The organism is Planotetraspora sp. A-T 1434 (assembly GCF_025420585.1).
Lineage (GTDB): Bacteria > Actinomycetota > Actinomycetes > Streptosporangiales > Streptosporangiaceae > JAOEGB01.
This window is the reverse complement of record NZ_JAOEGB010000007.1, coordinates 111547-128176: the sequence shown is the minus strand read 5'-3', so window position 1 is coordinate 128176 and position 16630 is coordinate 111547. Positions and strand designations below refer to the sequence as shown.

Genomic DNA, 16630 nt, shown 5'->3' with positions numbered 1-16630 from the left:
CAGCAGCCGCTGAGGTCAGGGGAGGTACTCGACGGCGGCGTCGAGGAGCCAGGCGGCGAGGTAGCCCGCGAAGGACGACCGTACGAAGACCCGGAACTCGCCACCTTCCCTGGCGGCGAGCAGGACCTGGGCCCGGGCCAGCATGGTCTGCGCGCACCGCCCCGGCCCGAACGTCCGAGGATGCAGGTCGAGTGCGCAGCCGTGGGCCAGCAGGTCGCGAGCCTTGGGCCCGCCCACGACCAGGGCCGTGCGCTGCGCCGAGACATCGGTGATCCCGACGTGTACCCGGCCGGCTTCCACCGCGCCCGTCGCCGCGGCGCGGAGGCGGGGTTCGAGGTCGGCTCGGGCGCCCGCGCCGACGATGAGCCATTCGTCCGGGCCCAGCCAGAAGACGTCGGAATCCGCGCTCGCATAGGTGTTCGGCTCGGTCGGGAGCGGCGCGCCGAGGGCGAGGCCGATGTCGGCGGCGGCCCGGCTCTTCGGATCCACCCGCAGGTTGACCTGGGTGAGGAAGGGAATCTCCGCGATTCGCAGGTCGTCCGTGGAGACGGGCTCGAACCGGGCCAGCGGGCTCAGTCGCTCAGCCATCGCGGCGGGCTCCCTCGGGGTCGTAGAGGACGTGATGGGTGACGGTCACGGGGACCGGTTCGCCGCCAAGGGGGACGTACAGCCGCTCGCCCACCCGCTCGCGCCCGCCGCTGACGAGGGCGAGCGCGAAGGTGCGGCCGAGGGCGGCGCTGCGATAGCTGGAGGTCACGTGGCCCAGGGTCGGCACGGGCGGCTCGGGCAGCGTGCTCGACTCCACGAGGTGGGCCCCTTCGGGCAGCAGGAAGTCCGGGTCGGCGGGCAGCAGGCCGACCAGGTGCCTGCGGTCCGGCCTGGCGGTGTCGGACCTGGCGAAGGACCGCTTGCCGATGAAGCCGGCCTTCTTCTTGGAAACCACCCAGTCCATGCCCAGGTCGGCGGGGGTGACGGTGCCGTCGGTGTCCTGGCCGACGATCGGATAACCCTTCTCGGCCCGCAGCACGTGCATCGTCTCGGTTCCGTACGGTGTGACCGCCCCGGTGGCGTGGAGCGCCTCCCAGAGGGCGAGGCCGTCCCACGCGTTGACGTTGATCTCGTAGGCCAGTTCGCCGGAGAAGCTGATCCGGCACACCCGCGCCGCGATGCCCGCCACCTCGGCGTCCCGCCAGGTCATGAAGGGGAAGCTCGCCGCGTCCACGGCCGGCCCCGGCGCGAGGCCGGCCAGCACGTCGCGGGAGCCCGGCCCGGCGAGCGCGACGGTCGCCCAGTGCTCGGTCACCGAGGTGCAGTAGACCCTCAGCGAGGGCCACTCGGTCTGCAGCCACTCCTCCATCCAGTCGAGGACGGCGGCGGCGTTGCCCGTGGTGGTCGTGACCAGGAAGCGGTCGTCGGCCAGCCGGATCACCGTGCCGTCGTCGAACACCATCCCGTCGGCCCGGCACATGACCCCGTAGCGGATCGCGCCCACCTTGAGGGTGCTCATCATGTTCGTGTAGAGCCGGTCCAGGAACTCGGCGGCATCGGGCCCCTGCACGTCGATCTTGCCGAGCGTGGAGGCGTCCATCGCGCCCACGCTCTGCCGTACTGCCCGGCACTCCCGGAGGACCGCGGCCTCCATGTCCTCGCCGGGACGCGGGTAGTACCAGGGCCGTTTCCACTGGCCGACGTTCTCGAACAGCGCGCCGTGCGCGACGTGCCAATCGTGGAGCGAGGTCACCCGCACCGGGTCGTGCAGCGCTCCTCTGTCCCGTCCGGCGAGCGTCGCGAAGCTGACCGGCATGTACGGCGCGCGGAACGTCGTGGTGCCGAGCTGCGCGATATCGGCCCCGATGGCATGGGCGACGATCGCGCTGGTGAGCACGCCGGAGAGTTTGCCCTGGTCGTGTGCCGTTCCGGCCGTGGTGTAGCGCTTCACGTGCTCGACCGAGCGCAGCCCGGCCCCTGTCGCCCGGACGACGTCGGCCACGGTCACGTCGCGCTGGAGATCCACGAAGTGGCTCCGGTAGTCACCCGAGGGCACCAGCCAGAAGGCGACCGGCTCATCCGCATCCGGGGCGCCGTTGTCTGAGGCGCCGTTGTCTGAGGCGCCGTTGTCTGAGGCGCCGTCGTCTGAAGCGCGGGGGGCCGGGTGCCGCGGCGGTGCGCGGAACCCGGCCGCCTCGGCGGCGCGCGCCCCGGCGGCGGCGCCGTCCTCCAGACAACCGGACAGGCTGAACACCCCGCGAGCGGCCCCGGCGACCTCCAGGGCCTGCCGGGCGGAGCGGGGGACGAAAGAGCCGATTCCCTCGTCGTAGCGCAGTTCCCCGCCCGCCTGGCCGAACAGGTGGACCACCGGGTTCCAGCCGCCCGACACGAGAAGCAGGTCGGCCTGGATCTCCCGCCCGTCCGAAACGCTCACCGAGGAGACGGCCCCGTCGCCGCCCACGCCGGTGACGACGTGCCCGGAGAGGATCTCCGCACCGTCCCAGCGAGCGCCGGGCGCCTGCCGTACGTCCACGATGGCGGCGATCTCCACGCCGGCGGACGCGAGGTCGCGGGCGGCGGCGTAGGCGCTGTCGCCGGCGGTGAACACGACCGCACGGCGGCCCGGAAGGACGCCGTAGCGGTTGGCGTAGGCGCGGGCGGCCCCGGCGAGCATGACACCGGGCCGGTCGTTGTCGGCGAAGGCGATCGGCCGCTCGTGCGCTCCCGTGGCCAGCACGACCCGACCGGCCCTGATGCGCCAGACCCGCTCCCGCGCCCGTCCCTGACCACCCCACTCGCCGCGGCGTTCGACCGCGACCAGGTAGTTGTCGTCGTAGTAGCCGAACACGCTGGTGCGGCTGAGCACCCGCACGTCGGGACGGCCCGCCAGGTCGGCGGCCACGGCCGAGGCCCACGCCGCTCCGGGCACGCCGTCAACGGTCTCGGCCGTGTCCGGCAGGCTGCCGCCCGCGATGGGCCGGTCGTCGGCGAGGATCACCCGTGCGCCCGAGCCGGCAGCGGCCCGCGCGGCCGCCAGCCCGGCCGGTCCGGCGCCGACCACCAGCACGTCGCAGTGCGCGTGGACCGCGTCGTGGCGCGCCGGGTCGGGCCGGTCGCTCAGCCGGCCCCTCCCCGTCAGGCCGGTGGCCACCAGCCCGTCGTACAGCTCGACGGTCGTGGCCTGCAGCATCGGCTCGGGGAAGGGGTGCTCGATCTGGACGATCGCGTTCGGCTCCTCGGTCCAGGAGGCGTAGATCCCCCTTGGGCGGCCGAGCGCGGCGCTGGTCGCGACCGTCCGCACGCCGTTGGCGAGGAGCGCGGAGGCCAGGGTGTCGCCGCGGAGGCCCTCGTAGTCCTGCCCGTCGAAGCGGAACCGCAGCGGCTCGCCCCCGAACCCCGGCCGCCGATGTCGCCGATGATGGGACGTCATGCGCTCACCCACTCGTTGGTGGCCGTGTCGCGGACCACGTTGAACCAGCGGCGGCAACCCGCCGTGTGGTTCCACCGCTCGGCGAACCGGCCCTTGGGGTTGTCGCGGAAGAACAGGTACCGCGCCCACTCCTCGTCGGAGAGCGCCGCAGGGTCCTCGGGGTAGGCGACGTGCGCCTGCCCGCCGTAACGGAACTCGGCCTCGTCACGCGGCCCGCACCAGGGACAGGGGATCAGCAGCATCGATGAGGCGTTCCCTTCAGTCGGCCGTTTTCAGTGGGCCGTTTTCAGTGGGCCGTTTCAGTGGGCGACGGCGGCGGCGCCGTGCTCGTCCACGAGCGCGCCGGTGGTGAACCGTTCGAGCGAGAAGGGGGCGTTGAGCGGGTGGGGCTCCCCGTGGGCGATGGTGTGCGCGTAGCACCACCCCACTCCCGGTGTGGCCTTGAAGCCGCCGGTGCCCCAGCCGCAGTTGACGTACAGGTTCTCGACGGGGGTCGGCCCGACGATGGGCGAGGCGTCCGGGCTGACGTCCACCACCCCGCCCCATGTCCGCAGGACGTGCGCCCGCGCGAAGATCGGGAAGAGCTCCAGGGCCGCCGACATCTGCCGCTCGATGATGTGGAAGGCGCCGCGCTGCCGGTAGGAGTTGTACGCGTCGATGCCCGCGCCCATGACGAGCTCGCCCTTGTGGGCCTGGCTGACGTAGACGTGTACGGCGTTCGACATGACGACGGTCGGGTGCACCGGCTCGAGCAGTTCGGAGACGAGCGCCTGGAGGGGGTGGCTCTGCAGCGGCAGCTTCACCCCGGCCATCGCGCCGACCACGGACGAGTGCCCGGCGGCGCACAGCGCCACCGTGCCCGCCGCGATCCGGCCCTGGGCCGTCTCCACGGCCCGCACCCGCCCGCCGGTCACCTCGATGCCGGTGACCTCGCAGTTCTCGACCAGATGGACGCCCATCGCCGCCGCGGCGCGGGCGTAGCCCCACGCCACGTAGTCGTGCTTGGCGATCCCGGCGCGCGGCTGGTAGGTCGCGCCGAGCACCGGATAGCGCACGCCGGGCGAGACGTTGACGATCGGGCAGACCTCCTTGACCTCCTCCGGGCCGAGCCATTCGGCGTCGATACCGTTGAGCCGGTTGGCGTGAACCCGGCGCACGCTTTCGCGGACGTCCTGGAGGCTGTGCGCGAGATTCAGCACGCCGCGCCGGCTGAACAGGATGGGGTAGCCGAGGTCCTCCTCCAGTCCCTCCCACAGCTTCAGCGCGTGCTCGTAGATGCCCGCGCTCTCGTCCCACAGGTAGTTGGACCGGATGATCGTCGTGTTGCGGGCCATGTTGCCGCCCGCGAGCCAGCCGCGCTCCAGCACGGCCACGTCGGTGATCCCATGGTTCTTGGCCAGGTAGTAGGCTGTCGCCAGGCCGTGGCCCCCGCCTCCGACGATCACCACGTCGTAGGACCGTTTCGGCTGGGGGCTGCTCCACAGCCAGTCCGGATGCTCCGGGAAGTCGCGCATCTCGATCCTTCGCTAGCCGCGCAGGCGTTCCATGGCGGGGTCGAACAGCGGCTCTTCGGCGACCACCGCGCGGATTCGCCGGTCGAAATATCCGATGTGCAGCACCTGACCCGGCGCCGACAGCTCCACCGGAAGCCAGGCGTAGGCGATGCCCCTGCCGACGGTGTAGCCGTAGGCCGCACTGGTGACGTACCCGGCGCAGTGCTCGCCGTCGTAGACGGGCTCCTTGCCCATGACCACGGCCTCGGGGCCGTCGATCGTCAGGCAGGTCAGGCGCCGCCGTACGGCCTGGCGGCGTTCGAGCAGCGCCTCCCGGCCGATGAAGTCGCCCTTGGTCGATGAGGCGCCCCCCTTGACGGCGAAGCCGAGGCCCGCCTCGTAGGGGTCGTGCTCGTAGGTCATGTCCGTGCCGAAGGACCGGTAGCCCTTCTCCAGCCGCAGGCTGTTGAAGGCCCCCCGGCCGCCCGCGATGATTCCGTACGGCTCGCCCGCGGCCCACACGGTGTCCCAGAGCTTGGCGCCCAGGTCCGCCGTCGTGTAGAGCTCCCACCCGAGCTCACCGATGTAGGAGAGCCGGAGCGCGGTGACGGGCACGGTGCCGACGTGGGCCTTCTTCCCCCGGAAGTAGCGGAAGCCGTTCGCGCCGAAACCGGGACCGGCCAGCGGCTCCAGGACCTCGCGGGCGCGCGGCCCCCAGACGCCGACGCAGCACGTCCCGGCCGTGATGTCGCGGATGACGACCGGCTCGTCGCCCGCGTGGCGGTGGAACCAGTCGAGGTCGAGGTTGCCGTTGGCGCCCACCTGGTAGAGATCCCGGCCGAGCCTCGCCACGGTGATGTCGCTACGGATGCCGCCGTCCTCGCCGAGGAGCAGGCAGTAGGTCACCGAGCCGACGGGCTTGTCCACGTCGCCGGTCGAGAGCCGCTGGAGGAAGGCCGTGGCCCCCGGCCCGCTGACCTCGATGCGCTTGAGAGCCGTCATGTCGTACATCGCGACCGACTCGCGGGACGCCTGGGCCTCCGCGCCGACGATGGGCGACCAGTGGCGGGCCGCCCAGTCGCCCGGATGCGGGATGTCCCTGCCCTCCAGGAGGCGGGCGTTCGCGTCGTACCACTGGGGCCGCTCCCAGCCGCCGGCCTCCAGGAAGTAGGCCCCCAGCTCGCGCTCCCTGGCGTAGAACGGGCTGGTCCGCAGCGGCCGCAGGTCGGCCGGCGGCTCCAGTGGGTGGATGACGTCGTAGACCTCGGCGTAGTTCTGGCAGTCGCGGGCCAGGACGTAGCCGGGCGCGAGCTGGTGGGGCTCGAACCGGTTGACGTCGCACTCGTGCAGGTCGAACGACGAGCAGTGTCCGTCGGCCAGCCACTCGGCCATGGCCCGGCCCACGCCGGCCGAGTGCGTCACCCAGACGGCCTCGGCCACCCAGAAGCCCTTGACCTCGGCGGACTCCCCGAGCAGCGGCATGTTGTCGGTCGTGAACGAGAAGAGGCCGTTGATGCCCTCCTCGATCTTCGTCTCCCGGGTGGACGGCAGCAGCGAACGGGTCTCGGCCCAGGCGGGGGCGAAGTCGTCCTCGGTGAATCGCAGGACCGACGGCATGACCTCGGCGGCGTCGACCGAGAGGATCTCGTCGGCGCTGATGGGCATGGGGCGGTGGCCGTAGTAGCCGATGCCGAGCCGGTCGAACCGTTCGCGGAAGTAGAGGTCGGCGTCCTGGTGGCGGAGGATCGGCCGGACGGCCTCGTCGGCCTGGCCGGCCAGCCCGGGGACCGGCCCCGTCCAGGCGAGCTGGTGGGCCAGCGGCGTGAGCGGCAGGGTCATCCCGGCCATGCGCGCGATCCGGGGCCCCCAGATGCCCGCGCAGCACACGACGATGTCGGCGGGGATCTCGCCGCCGCTGGTCAGGACGGAGGCGACCCGGTCGTCCACCACCAGGATGCCGAGGACCTCGTGCCGCTCCAGAACGCGGACGCCCCGGTCCCGTGCCCGTCTGAGCTGGACGTCCACGGCCCGCACGGCCTTGGCGAGGCCGTCGGTCGGGACGAAGAGGCCGCCGAGCACGGGGCCCAGCAGCGAGTGGCGTGCCGCGCACTCCTCGGGGCCGAGCAGGTGGGCCTCGACCCCCCACGCGGTCGCCCAGCCGTGGCGGCGGCGCAGCTCCGTGAGCCGTTCCGGCGTGGTGGCCACCTCGAGCCCGCCGACCTGGAGGAAGCAGCCGAGCGCGCTGAGCTTCTCGACCGTGTAGCGGGCCATCTCGGTCATCGTCTTCGAGGCGTTGGTCTGGAACACGAGCCCGGGGGCGTGGGACGACGAGCCGCCCGTGGCCGGCACGGGACCCTGGTCGACGACGGTGATGGCGTTCCAGCCTCTGGCGGAGAGCTCCTCGGCGAGGGCGGCCCCGACGACACCAGCCCCGATGATGACGACGCGTGGGCCAGCCATGCACACCTCCGTCGTTGCGCATCCCGAAACAGTATGCGCTCTCCGCAACAGCGTCCCCCAGCCCCATCCCACTGTCAAGAACATCCGGAGGGCATGGCGATCTTCATTTGTGGTGACGGTAGAACTCGACCCGCTCGGCGGGCAGGGGGGTGTTGCCCAGGATGAGGTCGGCCGCCTTCTCCGCGATCATCATCACCGGCGCGTAGATGTTGCCGTTCGTCACGTACGGCATGACCGACGCGTCGACCACCCGGAGCCCTTCGAGGCCGTGCACCCTCATGGTCAGCGGATCAACGACGGACAGCTCGTCGACGCCCATGCGCGCTGTGCACGACGGATGCAGGGCGGTCTCCCCGTCCCTGGCCACCCAGTCGAGGATCTCCTGGTCGGTCTCCACGCCCGGCCCCGGCGACAGCTCTCCGGCGTTGTACGGATCCATCGCGGGCTGGTTGAGGATGCGGCGGGCGACCCGGACGGCTTCCACCCACTCGCGCCGGTCCTGCGCGGTGGACAGGTAGTTGAACCGCAGCGCGGGACGCACCCGGGGATCGGCGCTCTTGATCTTCACCGAGCCGCGGGCGTCGGAGTACATCGGCCCGATGTGCACCTGGTAGCCGTGCCCGCCAGCAGGCGAGCTGCCGTCGTAGCGGACCGCCAGGGGCAGAAAGTGGAACATCAGGTTCGGGTAGGCCACGTCGTCGTTGCTCCGGGTGAAGCCGCCCGCCTCGAAGTGGTTGGTGGCTCCGGGGCCCTCGCGCAGGAACAGCCACCGCGCCCCGATCCATGGCCGGTTGCGCCACTTCATGGCCGGCTGGAGGGAGACGGGCTGCTTCGAGCCGTACTGGATGTAGACCTCGAGGTGGTCCTGCAGGTTCTCCCCGACGCCGGGCAGGTCGTGGACGACGTCCACGCCGAGCGCCTTGAGCTCGGCGGCGTCGCCGACGCCCGAGACCTGGAGCACCTGCGGCGAGTTGATCGCGCCGCCGCAGAGGATCACCTCGCCCGCCCGGACGGTCCGGCCGTTGTACTCGACGCCGACCGCCCGCTTCCCCTCGAACAGGATCCTGCTGACGAACGCCCGCGTCCTGATCTCCAGGTTGGGGCGCTTCTTCACCGGGTGCAGGTACGCCCTGGCCGCGGACAGGCGGCGCCCCCGGCGGATGTTCCGGTCGAAGCGGGCGAAGCCCTCCTGCTGGAACCCGTTCACGTCGTCGGTCAGCGGATAGCCGGCCTGCTGCACGGCCTCGAAGAACGCCGTGAACAGCGGATTTCCCCCCGGCCCGCGCTCCAGCACCAACGGCCCGTCGTGCCCGCGCATCGGGTCGCCCGGCTCGGCCGCGAGACAGGTCTCCATCCGCTTGAAGTACGGCAGGCAGTGCGCGAAGTCCCAGGTCTCCATGCCGGGGCCGGCCGCCCAGCGCTCGTAGTCGAGAGGGTTGCCACGCTGGAAGATCATCCCGTTGATGCTGCTCGACCCGCCCAGGACCTTCCCCCGGGCGTGGTAGATCCGGCGGCCGTTCATGCACGGCTCCGGCTCGGACTCGTACTTCCAGTCATAGAAACGGCTGCCGATGGGGAAGGTCAGCGCCGCCGGCATGTGGATGAAGACGTCCCAGAAATAGTCGGGACGGCCCGCCTCCAGCACCAGCACCCGGTTGGCGGGGTCGGCGGACAGCCGGTTCGCCAGTGCACTGCCGGCCGATCCACCGCCGACTATGACAAAGTCGTACATGTCTGCCTCCCGCGCAGGATGATGTTGATCAGGGCTGTGAGGTCGGCCTGTACAGTCGCGCTATGGCCGATGACTCCACCAGCGCCGGCGGCGGCGTCCAGTCCGTCGATCGGGCCATCAGCATCCTGGAGATCCTTTCGCGGCGACGCGAGGCCGGCGTGAGCGAGATCGCGGCCGAGATCGAGGTGCACAAGTCGACCGCCTTCCGGCTGCTCGGCGCGCTGGAGTCCCGCGGCCTCGTCGAGCAGGCCGAGGACCGGGGCAAGTACCGGCTCAGCTTCGGCATCGTCCGCCTGGCCGGCGGCGTGGCCGCCCGGCTCGACCTCACCCAGCAGAGCCGTCCCGTCTGCCGCCGTCTCGCCGAGGAGATCGGCGAGACGGTGAACCTCGCGGTCGTCCGCTCGCACTACGCGGTCAACCTCGACCAGGTGCGCGGTCCCTCGGCGGTCACCGCGCACAACTGGGTCGGGCAGCTCACGCCCCTGCACGCCACGTCGAGCGGCAAGGTCCTCTTGGCCTACCTGGACGAACGCCACCGCGACCGGCTCATCGCCGCGGCGGGCCTCGAAAGCTACACACCGGCCACCATCACCTCGGCCGACGTCCTCCGGGTGCAGCTCGGCGAGGCCCGCCAGCGGGGGTACGCGGTGACCGTCGAGGAGTACGAGATCGGGCTGAACGCCATCGCCGCGCCCATCCGGTCCTACGAGGGCGAGGTCGTGGCCGCGGTCAGCGCGTCCGGCCCCGCCTACCGCTTCGGCGAGAAGCGGATGCACGAGCTCGCCCCCGTCCTGATCGCGGGCGCCGACGACATCAGCCACCGCCTGGGCTACGTCGGCTGACCGGTGCCGAGCTGACCGGTGCCGAGCCGGTCGAGCACCCACTCGTGGAAGCCGGCGATGTGGTGCTCCGTCGGCACGAGGACCCCGCCCCTGGCGTACGCGCGGGAGTTCATCGCGGGCTGGCACCTCTCGCAGGCCTCGAAGTCCTGCACGTTGACCCGGTGGAACAGCTCGATCGACGGCTCCAGGTCGCGCCCGCTCCGCACCACGTCCGCACGGAACAGCCAGTCGCACTCGAGGACCGTGTGGTCCGCTGCGAGCGGGAAGATCCGGTGGATGACGACGTGGTCTGGCACGAGGTTGATGAACATCAGCGGCCTGACCGTGAGGCCGTAATACCGGCGGTCCTGCGTCTCGCTGACCCCGGGGATCCGGTCCGCTCCCGGCGAGCCGTCCACCGTGAAGCCCTCGACGCCCTCGCCGAACTCGGCGCCGTGCCCGACGTAGAGCTGCGTGGCGAGCCCCTCGGCGAACTCCGGCAGCACCTCGACGAGCTCCGGGTGGATCGTCGCGCAGTGGTAGCACTCCATGAAGTTCTCAATGATGAGCTTCCAGTTCGCCTTCACGTCGTAGACGATCCGGCGGGCGACCTCCAGGCTCTCGATGCCGTAGTTGTGGATCGAGTCCAGGTCGCCGAGGCGGCTCACGACCTGGCCCTGCACCTCCTCCTCGAAGGGCTCGGGCTCGTCGGCGAGGCAGACCCACACGTAGCCCAGCCACTCCCGCACGTGCACGTTGACCAGGCCGTATTCCACCCGGTCGATGTCGGGCATCTTCGTGAGGTTGGGCGCGGCGATCAGCTTGCCCTCGAGGTCGTACGTCCACGCGTGGTAGGGGCACTGGAAGGCCCGCCTGACCTCGCCGGACTCCTCCGTCTTGATCCGGGCGCCGCGGTGGCGGCAGACGTTGAGGAAGGCGCGGATCGACTGGTCCCTGGCCCGGGTGACGAGCACGCTCTCCCGGCCGACCTGCACCGTCCTGAACGCGCCGGGCTTGGCCAGGTCGGCGGCGCGGACGACGCAGAACCACATCGACTCGAAGATCCGCGCCTGCTCCAGCGCGAAGATGTTCTCATGGGTGTAGTAGCCGCCGGGCAGGGTCGCGATGACGCTCGGGGGCAGGCTGCTCGTGGTCACGCGGCCTCCCCCGACGGCACGACGTAGACGGTGCCCTCCTCGACCACCACGCCGTGCGTCCGGACGGGCAGCTTGGCCGGTGGGGCGTCGACCTGCCCCGTGCGCAGGTCGAACCGCGAGGCGTGCAGCGGGCACTCGACCTCGCAGCCCTCCAGCCAGCCGTCGGCGAGCGAGGCGTCCTGGTGGGTGCAGGTGTCGTCCACCGCGTACAGCTCGCCGTCGTCGGTGTGGAAGACCGCGATGGGGGGTTCGACGGCGTCGAGGCGGAAGGCTTCGCCCCGGGGGAGGGCGGCCAGCGGGCACGCAGGGATCATGCGGCAGACCCGGTTTCGTCAGGCGGAACGAGCAGCGCTATGCGCAACAGCCTGGGCCTGTACGTGTCCAATGTCAAGGCCCCGCCCGACGGTCGCCGGAGGGCGAGGGCCGGGCGGGGCCGTACCGATGAGTGTGTGCCGGATCAGGCGCGCGTGGGTGCGGCGGTGCGTGCCTGGAGGGTGGTCAGCAGGCCGACGACGACCGTGACGGCGCCGGCGATCCACGCGGTCCACGCGGCGGACGAGTGACCGTCGAAGTTGAACGCCCACGGCGACACGAACAGCAGCGCCCCGAACGCGGCGGTGACCCAGGAGCCGGCGCCCCCGGCGCCGAGGATCGCCCACAGGGCGGACACGACGAGGAGCGCCCCGAGGATGAGCAGCGGCAGGTTGGCCGCGTTGACGTCACCGGCCCAGAAGAACGGCGCGAGCACCGCGACCAGGCCCGCGAGCAGGGCGACGACGTCGGACAACGATCTCGTGAGATCCATCGGTGCCTCCGGACATAGGGAGAGGTGACCTTTGATCTCGACGGTCGGCCTGATTGACCGCCCGGTCAACACTCCAATCCGTCAGGATTTCCTAACCGAGCGTCATCGCGGGCGAGGCCGAAGCTGCTCGCCGGGGCGCGCCTCCCCCAAAGCCATGGCCGGCCTCATCCCCGGGCGCGTCAGCGGAAGACCAGGACGGAGCCCGCGCCCATGGAGGAGATCTGGACGAAGCCCGGCACCCCGGCCCGCTCGGCCGCGTCGGCCAGCAGGACCGACGCCCCCTGATCGACGGTGTACTTACGGGCCACTCCGCTGCCGGCCCCGGCGCCCGCGGCGAACACCACGGCCCCCGCCCCTACGAGGATCTCCGCCACCTCGCCGGCCGCGGCCCGCTCCAGATCGCACAGCACGGCCTCCGCGCCCGTCGCCCGGACGTCCGCCTCGTGGCCGGTGTTGCGGACCAGGCCCACCGGCTGGTCGCCCCGCTCCGCGAGCAGCCTTTCCAGCAGCAGAGCGATCTTGCCGTGCCCGCCCGCGATCACCACGCGCATGTGGCCTCACCCCCGCTGACGATCCTTCCACTTCTCCGTACCGCCCCCCTCAAGCTCACCTTATGTGATAGTCATGTGACGGTAAGTGATCGTACTCTGTCCATCTCGCACTCTGTCCATATCGCAACTTGTCCATGAGGATGGTTCATGCTCGTCTGCGTACTGGCTGTTACCGCGGCGATCGGCCTGGTGGCCCTGGCCGCTTTCCTGTTCCGGAAACTGGACTTCGGCACCGACGACCGCGAGCCCCGTGGCACCTCGGCGGGGCACTCGGGAGCGATGCTGTCCTCCCTGTTCCTGCTGGTCTTCGCCATCGCGATCGTCGTTCCGTGGACGACGGCCGACTCCGCCCGGCAGAACACCTACGCCGAGGGCCAGGCGGCCGTCGAGACCTACTGGTCGGCGGCCGAGCTTCCCGCCCCCGCGGGCGGCGAGGTGCAGAGGGAACTCCGCGACTACGTCAGCTTCGTGCTCGACAAGGAATGGCCGGTGATGGCGACGGGCAGGCTCAGCCCGGAGGGTTCCGCACGCCTCGACACCTTGCGCACGCAGGTCACCGCCCTGAGCGTGACCGGTGACGACGCGCGGAGCGCCAAGAGCGCGGTCCTCGACCGGGTGGCCGATCTGTCGGCCGCCCGCCGCCAGCGAGCGGCGGACGCCGCGGCCGCACCGCCCCCGGGCGTGCTGATCCTGACCATCGTGACCGGGATCATCGTGCTCGTCTTCCCGTTCCTGGCCGGAGCCCGGCCCCGTGGGCAGGCCATCGTGCCGCTGGTGGCGATGGCGGCTCTTCTTGGCGTCGGCATCTACCTGACCTGGGACATCTCCCATGTGTTCAGGGGCGGCCTGGCGGTCAAGCCCGACGCCTTCCTGAGCGCTCTCCAGGAGTTCCAGCGGATCCCCGAGGGTCGATGACCATGGCAGTCCAACGCATGGCCGTGCTGCTGGCGGGAGCGCTCGCGGGGTTCGCGCTCGTCGGCGCGGGGATCGCCATGCCCGCCTCGGGCGCCGCTGACGCCGCACTGGAGGCGCGCCCCCGAGACCACGATCACGGGCTGGAGATCACCATCTGCGTGGACCTGTCCACGCTGGTGGGCGTCAAAGCCGGGATCGGCATCGGGGCCCGTCCCTGTGGTTGCCGGCCGCTCTGCGCGCCTCCGAAGGCCGTGCCGCCGCCGAAAGCGGCGCCCCCGAAGCCGCATCGGCCGCCCAGGGCGCCACGGCCGCCGCAACCCGTACGGCCCCCGGCGCCGCCTCCTCCGTCGGCCCGGCCCGCCCCGCCGGTCCGGCACGAGCCCCGACCGCCCATGGAGGTGCACCGGCCGTCCCCGTCGATCATGCCCGCCCACCGCCTGCGCGCCCCTCAGGCGGCGCACCCGGTCCGACGGCGGCGCAACCCCCTGGCCACCGTGGTCGTGATGGTCATCCTCTCCACCATGATCGCCGCAGCCGCGTCCGTCGCTTTCGCCACCCTCCGCTAGAAATCATCCCGCCGAGCCGTACGTCATACGCTGGGGATTCACGCGGGCGCGTGCTGCGGAGGTGACCGACCACCTGCGGGAGACGCTCGTCGGCGATCCGTCTTAGAGGGACCACCAGCAGTACAGGCGGTGGCCGTCCCGGATGGTCCGTACGGCCAGATCACGCAGGTCCTGGAGCAGCTCAGCCAGCTCGGCGGGATCGCCGCGCCCCCAGAACTCCTCCGTCTGGGACCATGGCTCCGCTACCGTGCGGATTCGCTCATCGGTCGCCGCGGCAAGAGCGGCGGTGAACTCGTCGGTGATGGTCAGGATGCCGCCACCACCGTCTTCGTTGTCTCTCAGCACCGCGCCGTGTCTCGGCCGGTCGACGAGTTGGTCGTAGGGGAGACCGGTGAGAAGCGCCTCAAGGGTTCCCATCATGACGACCGGGTCGATGCCTTTGAGCTCCACGGTGTCCTTGGCGCCGACGTTGTCGGGCGGGCAGGTGGGACCGGCGGGCCAGGCGTGGACAGCGGCGGCGTCCTCATCGGCGGCGGCGCTGAAATAGTCGCAGAACACTCCCATGCGGGGAAGTGTTGCAGCAGGGTCCGTCAATAGCGGGAACGAGCTTCGCGCCGAGGCGGGCGAACAGCTCCAACTGGTCGTAGTAGCTCTGGTAGCTCACGATCTGGTCGTCTTTCACGGTGAAGGCCACGCAGGCGCGCAGGCTGATGCCCTGGCCGGTCGCCTCGATGCTTCCGCCTCCGGGCAGCAGCACGGGTCCCCGATGGGTCCCGGTGTACATCCCTTCGACCACCACGAGGTCGTCACGGGCCACGGTGCTCCAGACGGTCATCCGTACGTCGGGGAAGGCGTCGACGAAAGCGGTGTAGTAGGAGGCGACCTCCGCGTGGCCCTCGGCCTGGCCTCCTGGGCCCACGCCGACGACGTCACCACTGAAGAACCGCATGGCCCGGTCGAGGTCGTGTTCGTTGAGCGCGTTTATCATCCGGCCCACGACAGTCTCGGCATCGGACATGGCGAGCTCCCCTCTCTCGCGAGTGGGAGTCACGTTACCGGCGACATGGCAATACGCGGCTCAAGCGGTGTCGACCATAGGGTCATCCCGTCTGGCCGGGTGGTCACCGCTTCCGCTTGGCTCGCAGGCGCGCGATCGTGCGCGCGGTGAGCAGCGCCGCGATGGCGATGATCTGGCCGCCCAGGATGACCCGGTCGAGGTTGACCACCGGCTCCCAGCGGACCGCGCCGTCCTTGATGACGAACACTCCGACCGGGGTGGCCCTGAGGCCGAAGCCGCCCCCGGATCCCTCTCCGGGACGGCCGCCCTCCTGCTTGCCGCTGCCTCCTCCGCCGCCCCCGCTCACCTTGGCGACCGGGATGACCGTCACACCGTCCTGGGTGATCGGCTCTCCGAAGACGCGCTTCACGGTCGCGCCGGTCTGGACCTGGCCTATCGTCTCCATGATTCCCATGGCTCCCAGGTTCGGGCGTCCGTCATGATCTGTCCAGGCGGGGGAAGGCGATCTCCCGGAGGAACAGCCGTACGGCGGCCGCGACGGGGATGGCGATGAGGGCGCCGATCATGCCCAGCAGCGTGCCGCCGATGAGCACGGCCAGGACGGTGACCACGCCGGGCACCTCCACCGCCTTGCCCATGACCTTGGGGACGATCAGGTAGTCCTCCACGAACCGGTAGGCCACGTAGAACCCCAGCGTGGCGAGCGCCACGGGCACGGAGACCGTGAGCGCCACGAGGCAGACGATCAGCCCGCCGATCGAGGAGCCCACCACCGGGATGAGATCGACCAGCGCGACGAAGATCCCCAGCAGCACGGCGTACGGCACGCCGAAGATTTCCAGCCAGACGAACGTGGCGACACCCGCGATCACCGACGTGATCAGGTTGCCCAGCACGTACGCGCCGACCTTCGTCAGGATCTCGTCGGTGATGAGGGTGACCCGGGCTCGCCGTGAGTACGGCACGCACCGGTAGAGCGTCTTGGTGATGCGCGGCAGGTCGGCGAGGAAGTACACCATGAGGACGCAGACCACGAAGAAGGCCGCGGCGGTGCTCAGGACGATCCGGCCGGCGCCCAGAATTCCGGTGGCGAGGGAGATCCCGGTCCCGCCTCCCGAAGTGAGCTCGGTCAGGCGCTGTTGCAGGTGAAAGCGCTCGTTGAGGCTCCCCAGAAGGGAATGGTGATCCTGCATGCTGCGCGCGTACTCCGGCAGTTGCGCCGCGAACTGGCTGCCCTGCTCGACGAGGGCGGGGATGGCCAGCGCCAGGAAGCCGCCCACCAGCGCCAGCGTCGTCACGATGATCACACTGACCGCCGCCCAGCGCGGCAGGCCCTTGCGCACCAGCCACTCCACCGCGGGGTTGAGCCCGATCGCCAGGAACAGCGCCAGCCCGATCAGCACGAGAACGTCACGGGCGCTGATCACGAGCTGGATCGCGGCGTACGTGACGGCGACCCCGGCCGCGGCCGTCATCCCGATGAAGAACGGGGACCGCCGGTTGAACGGCCGGCCCGGCCGCCCGAACGGCCGGTCATCCTCGGCGACGGCGCCCTGCTCCTTCTTTCCCCCTGCCTCCGGCGTGGCGGCTCGGGCCGGGGGTGCCCCCTTCACAGTGGGGCTCTCGTCCGCCATGGCGGCCACTTCCTCTCTCGGGGCTATGCCTACCCGTTCCAGAAAGTCTGCACCTTGGGA

Annotated in this window: 17 protein-coding genes; 3 read left to right on the top strand and 14 right to left on the bottom strand. The window is 71.0% G+C overall.

Features of this window, described 5'->3' with window-relative positions:
- Positions 1-15: 15 nt before the first annotated feature.
- The 6 genes from N5079_RS11465 to betA form a co-directional block, all read right to left on the bottom strand.
- Positions 16-588 carry a sarcosine oxidase subunit gamma gene (locus N5079_RS11465; RefSeq protein WP_261583611.1) on the bottom strand — a complete coding sequence of 191 codons (573 nt, stop codon included), beginning with the start codon at positions 586-588 and terminating at the stop codon, positions 16-18.
- Positions 581-3418: a 2Fe-2S iron-sulfur cluster-binding protein gene (locus N5079_RS11460; RefSeq protein ID WP_261583610.1), complete on the bottom strand. Its 2838-nt coding sequence runs from the start codon at positions 3416-3418 to the stop codon at positions 581-583. The genes N5079_RS11465 and N5079_RS11460 overlap by 8 nt, the downstream gene beginning before the upstream one ends.
- The gene (locus tag N5079_RS11455) at positions 3415-3660 is read right to left on the bottom strand and encodes a sarcosine oxidase subunit delta (RefSeq protein ID WP_261583609.1); all 246 of its coding nucleotides are present in this window, start codon (positions 3658-3660) and stop codon (positions 3415-3417) included. Before N5079_RS11455 ends, N5079_RS11460 begins: the two co-directional genes overlap by 4 nt.
- 57 nt (positions 3661-3717) lie before the next feature.
- Complete coding sequence (locus N5079_RS11450; protein ID WP_261583608.1) at positions 3718-4932, bottom strand: sarcosine oxidase subunit beta family protein; 1215 nt, start codon at positions 4930-4932, stop codon at positions 3718-3720.
- 12 nt (positions 4933-4944) lie between these two features.
- Entirely contained in the window at positions 4945-7371 is a 2427-nt protein-coding gene (locus N5079_RS11445; protein WP_261583607.1) for an FAD-dependent oxidoreductase, read from the bottom strand.
- Positions 7372-7474: 103 nt separating this feature from the next.
- Positions 7475-9103: a choline dehydrogenase gene (betA, locus tag N5079_RS11440; RefSeq protein WP_261583606.1), complete on the bottom strand. Its 1629-nt coding sequence runs from the start codon at positions 9101-9103 to the stop codon at positions 7475-7477.
- Between the two features lie 62 nt (positions 9104-9165).
- Between betA and N5079_RS11435 the strand changes: the two genes are divergently transcribed.
- A complete protein-coding gene (locus N5079_RS11435) occupies positions 9166-9945 on the top strand; it encodes an IclR family transcriptional regulator (RefSeq protein WP_261583605.1) in 780 nt (259 codons plus the stop codon).
- Here the strand turns inward: N5079_RS11435 and N5079_RS11430 are convergent.
- The 4 genes from N5079_RS11430 to N5079_RS11415 form a co-directional block, all read right to left on the bottom strand.
- The gene (locus N5079_RS11430) at positions 9933-11081 is read right to left on the bottom strand and encodes an aromatic ring-hydroxylating oxygenase subunit alpha (RefSeq protein WP_261583604.1); all 1149 of its coding nucleotides are present in this window, start codon (positions 11079-11081) and stop codon (positions 9933-9935) included. The two genes, N5079_RS11435 and N5079_RS11430, sit on opposite strands and share 13 nt — an antisense overlap.
- The gene (locus N5079_RS11425; RefSeq protein ID WP_261583603.1) at positions 11078-11395 is read right to left on the bottom strand and encodes a bifunctional 3-phenylpropionate/cinnamic acid dioxygenase ferredoxin subunit; all 318 of its coding nucleotides are present in this window, start codon (positions 11393-11395) and stop codon (positions 11078-11080) included. The genes N5079_RS11430 and N5079_RS11425 overlap by 4 nt, the downstream gene beginning before the upstream one ends.
- A gap of 143 nt (positions 11396-11538) precedes the next feature.
- Positions 11539-11886, bottom strand: coding sequence for an SPW repeat protein (locus N5079_RS11420; RefSeq protein ID WP_261583602.1), 348 nt, complete (start codon positions 11884-11886; stop codon positions 11539-11541).
- Positions 11887-12065: 179 nt separating this feature from the next.
- Positions 12066-12437, bottom strand: a complete 372-nt coding sequence (locus N5079_RS11415) for an NAD(P)H-binding protein (RefSeq protein ID WP_410007770.1) — start codon at positions 12435-12437, stop codon at positions 12066-12068.
- Positions 12438-12584: 147 nt separating this feature from the next.
- Here N5079_RS11415 and N5079_RS11410 point away from each other — a divergent pair, with 147 nt between their 5' ends.
- Both N5079_RS11410 and N5079_RS11405 read left to right on the top strand, forming a co-directional pair.
- Entirely contained in the window at positions 12585-13352 is a 768-nt protein-coding gene (locus tag N5079_RS11410) for a DUF4239 domain-containing protein (protein ID WP_261583601.1), read from the top strand.
- Between the two features lie 2 nt (positions 13353-13354).
- Positions 13355-13918 carry a hypothetical protein gene (locus tag N5079_RS11405; protein WP_261583600.1) on the top strand — a complete coding sequence of 188 codons (564 nt, stop codon included), beginning with the start codon at positions 13355-13357 and terminating at the stop codon, positions 13916-13918.
- 102 nt (positions 13919-14020) lie between these two features.
- Here N5079_RS11405 and N5079_RS11400 read toward each other — a convergent pair whose 3' ends face one another.
- From N5079_RS11400 to N5079_RS11385, 4 genes are all read right to left on the bottom strand, one after another.
- Positions 14021-14482, bottom strand: a complete 462-nt coding sequence (locus N5079_RS11400; RefSeq protein ID WP_261583599.1) for a hypothetical protein — start codon at positions 14480-14482, stop codon at positions 14021-14023.
- On the bottom strand, positions 14442-14936 hold the full coding sequence (locus tag N5079_RS11395; protein ID WP_261583598.1) for an ester cyclase: 495 nt from the start codon (positions 14934-14936) through the stop codon (positions 14442-14444). Before N5079_RS11395 ends, N5079_RS11400 begins: the two co-directional genes overlap by 41 nt.
- Before the next feature lie 103 nt (positions 14937-15039).
- Entirely contained in the window at positions 15040-15390 is a 351-nt protein-coding gene (locus N5079_RS11390) for a spore germination protein GerW family protein (protein WP_261583597.1), read from the bottom strand.
- 22 nt (positions 15391-15412) lie between these two features.
- Positions 15413-16570 (bottom strand): AI-2E family transporter, encoded by a 1158-nt coding sequence (locus tag N5079_RS11385; RefSeq protein ID WP_261583596.1) that lies wholly within the window; start codon positions 16568-16570, stop codon positions 15413-15415.
- Between the last annotated feature and the right edge of the window lie 60 nt (positions 16571-16630).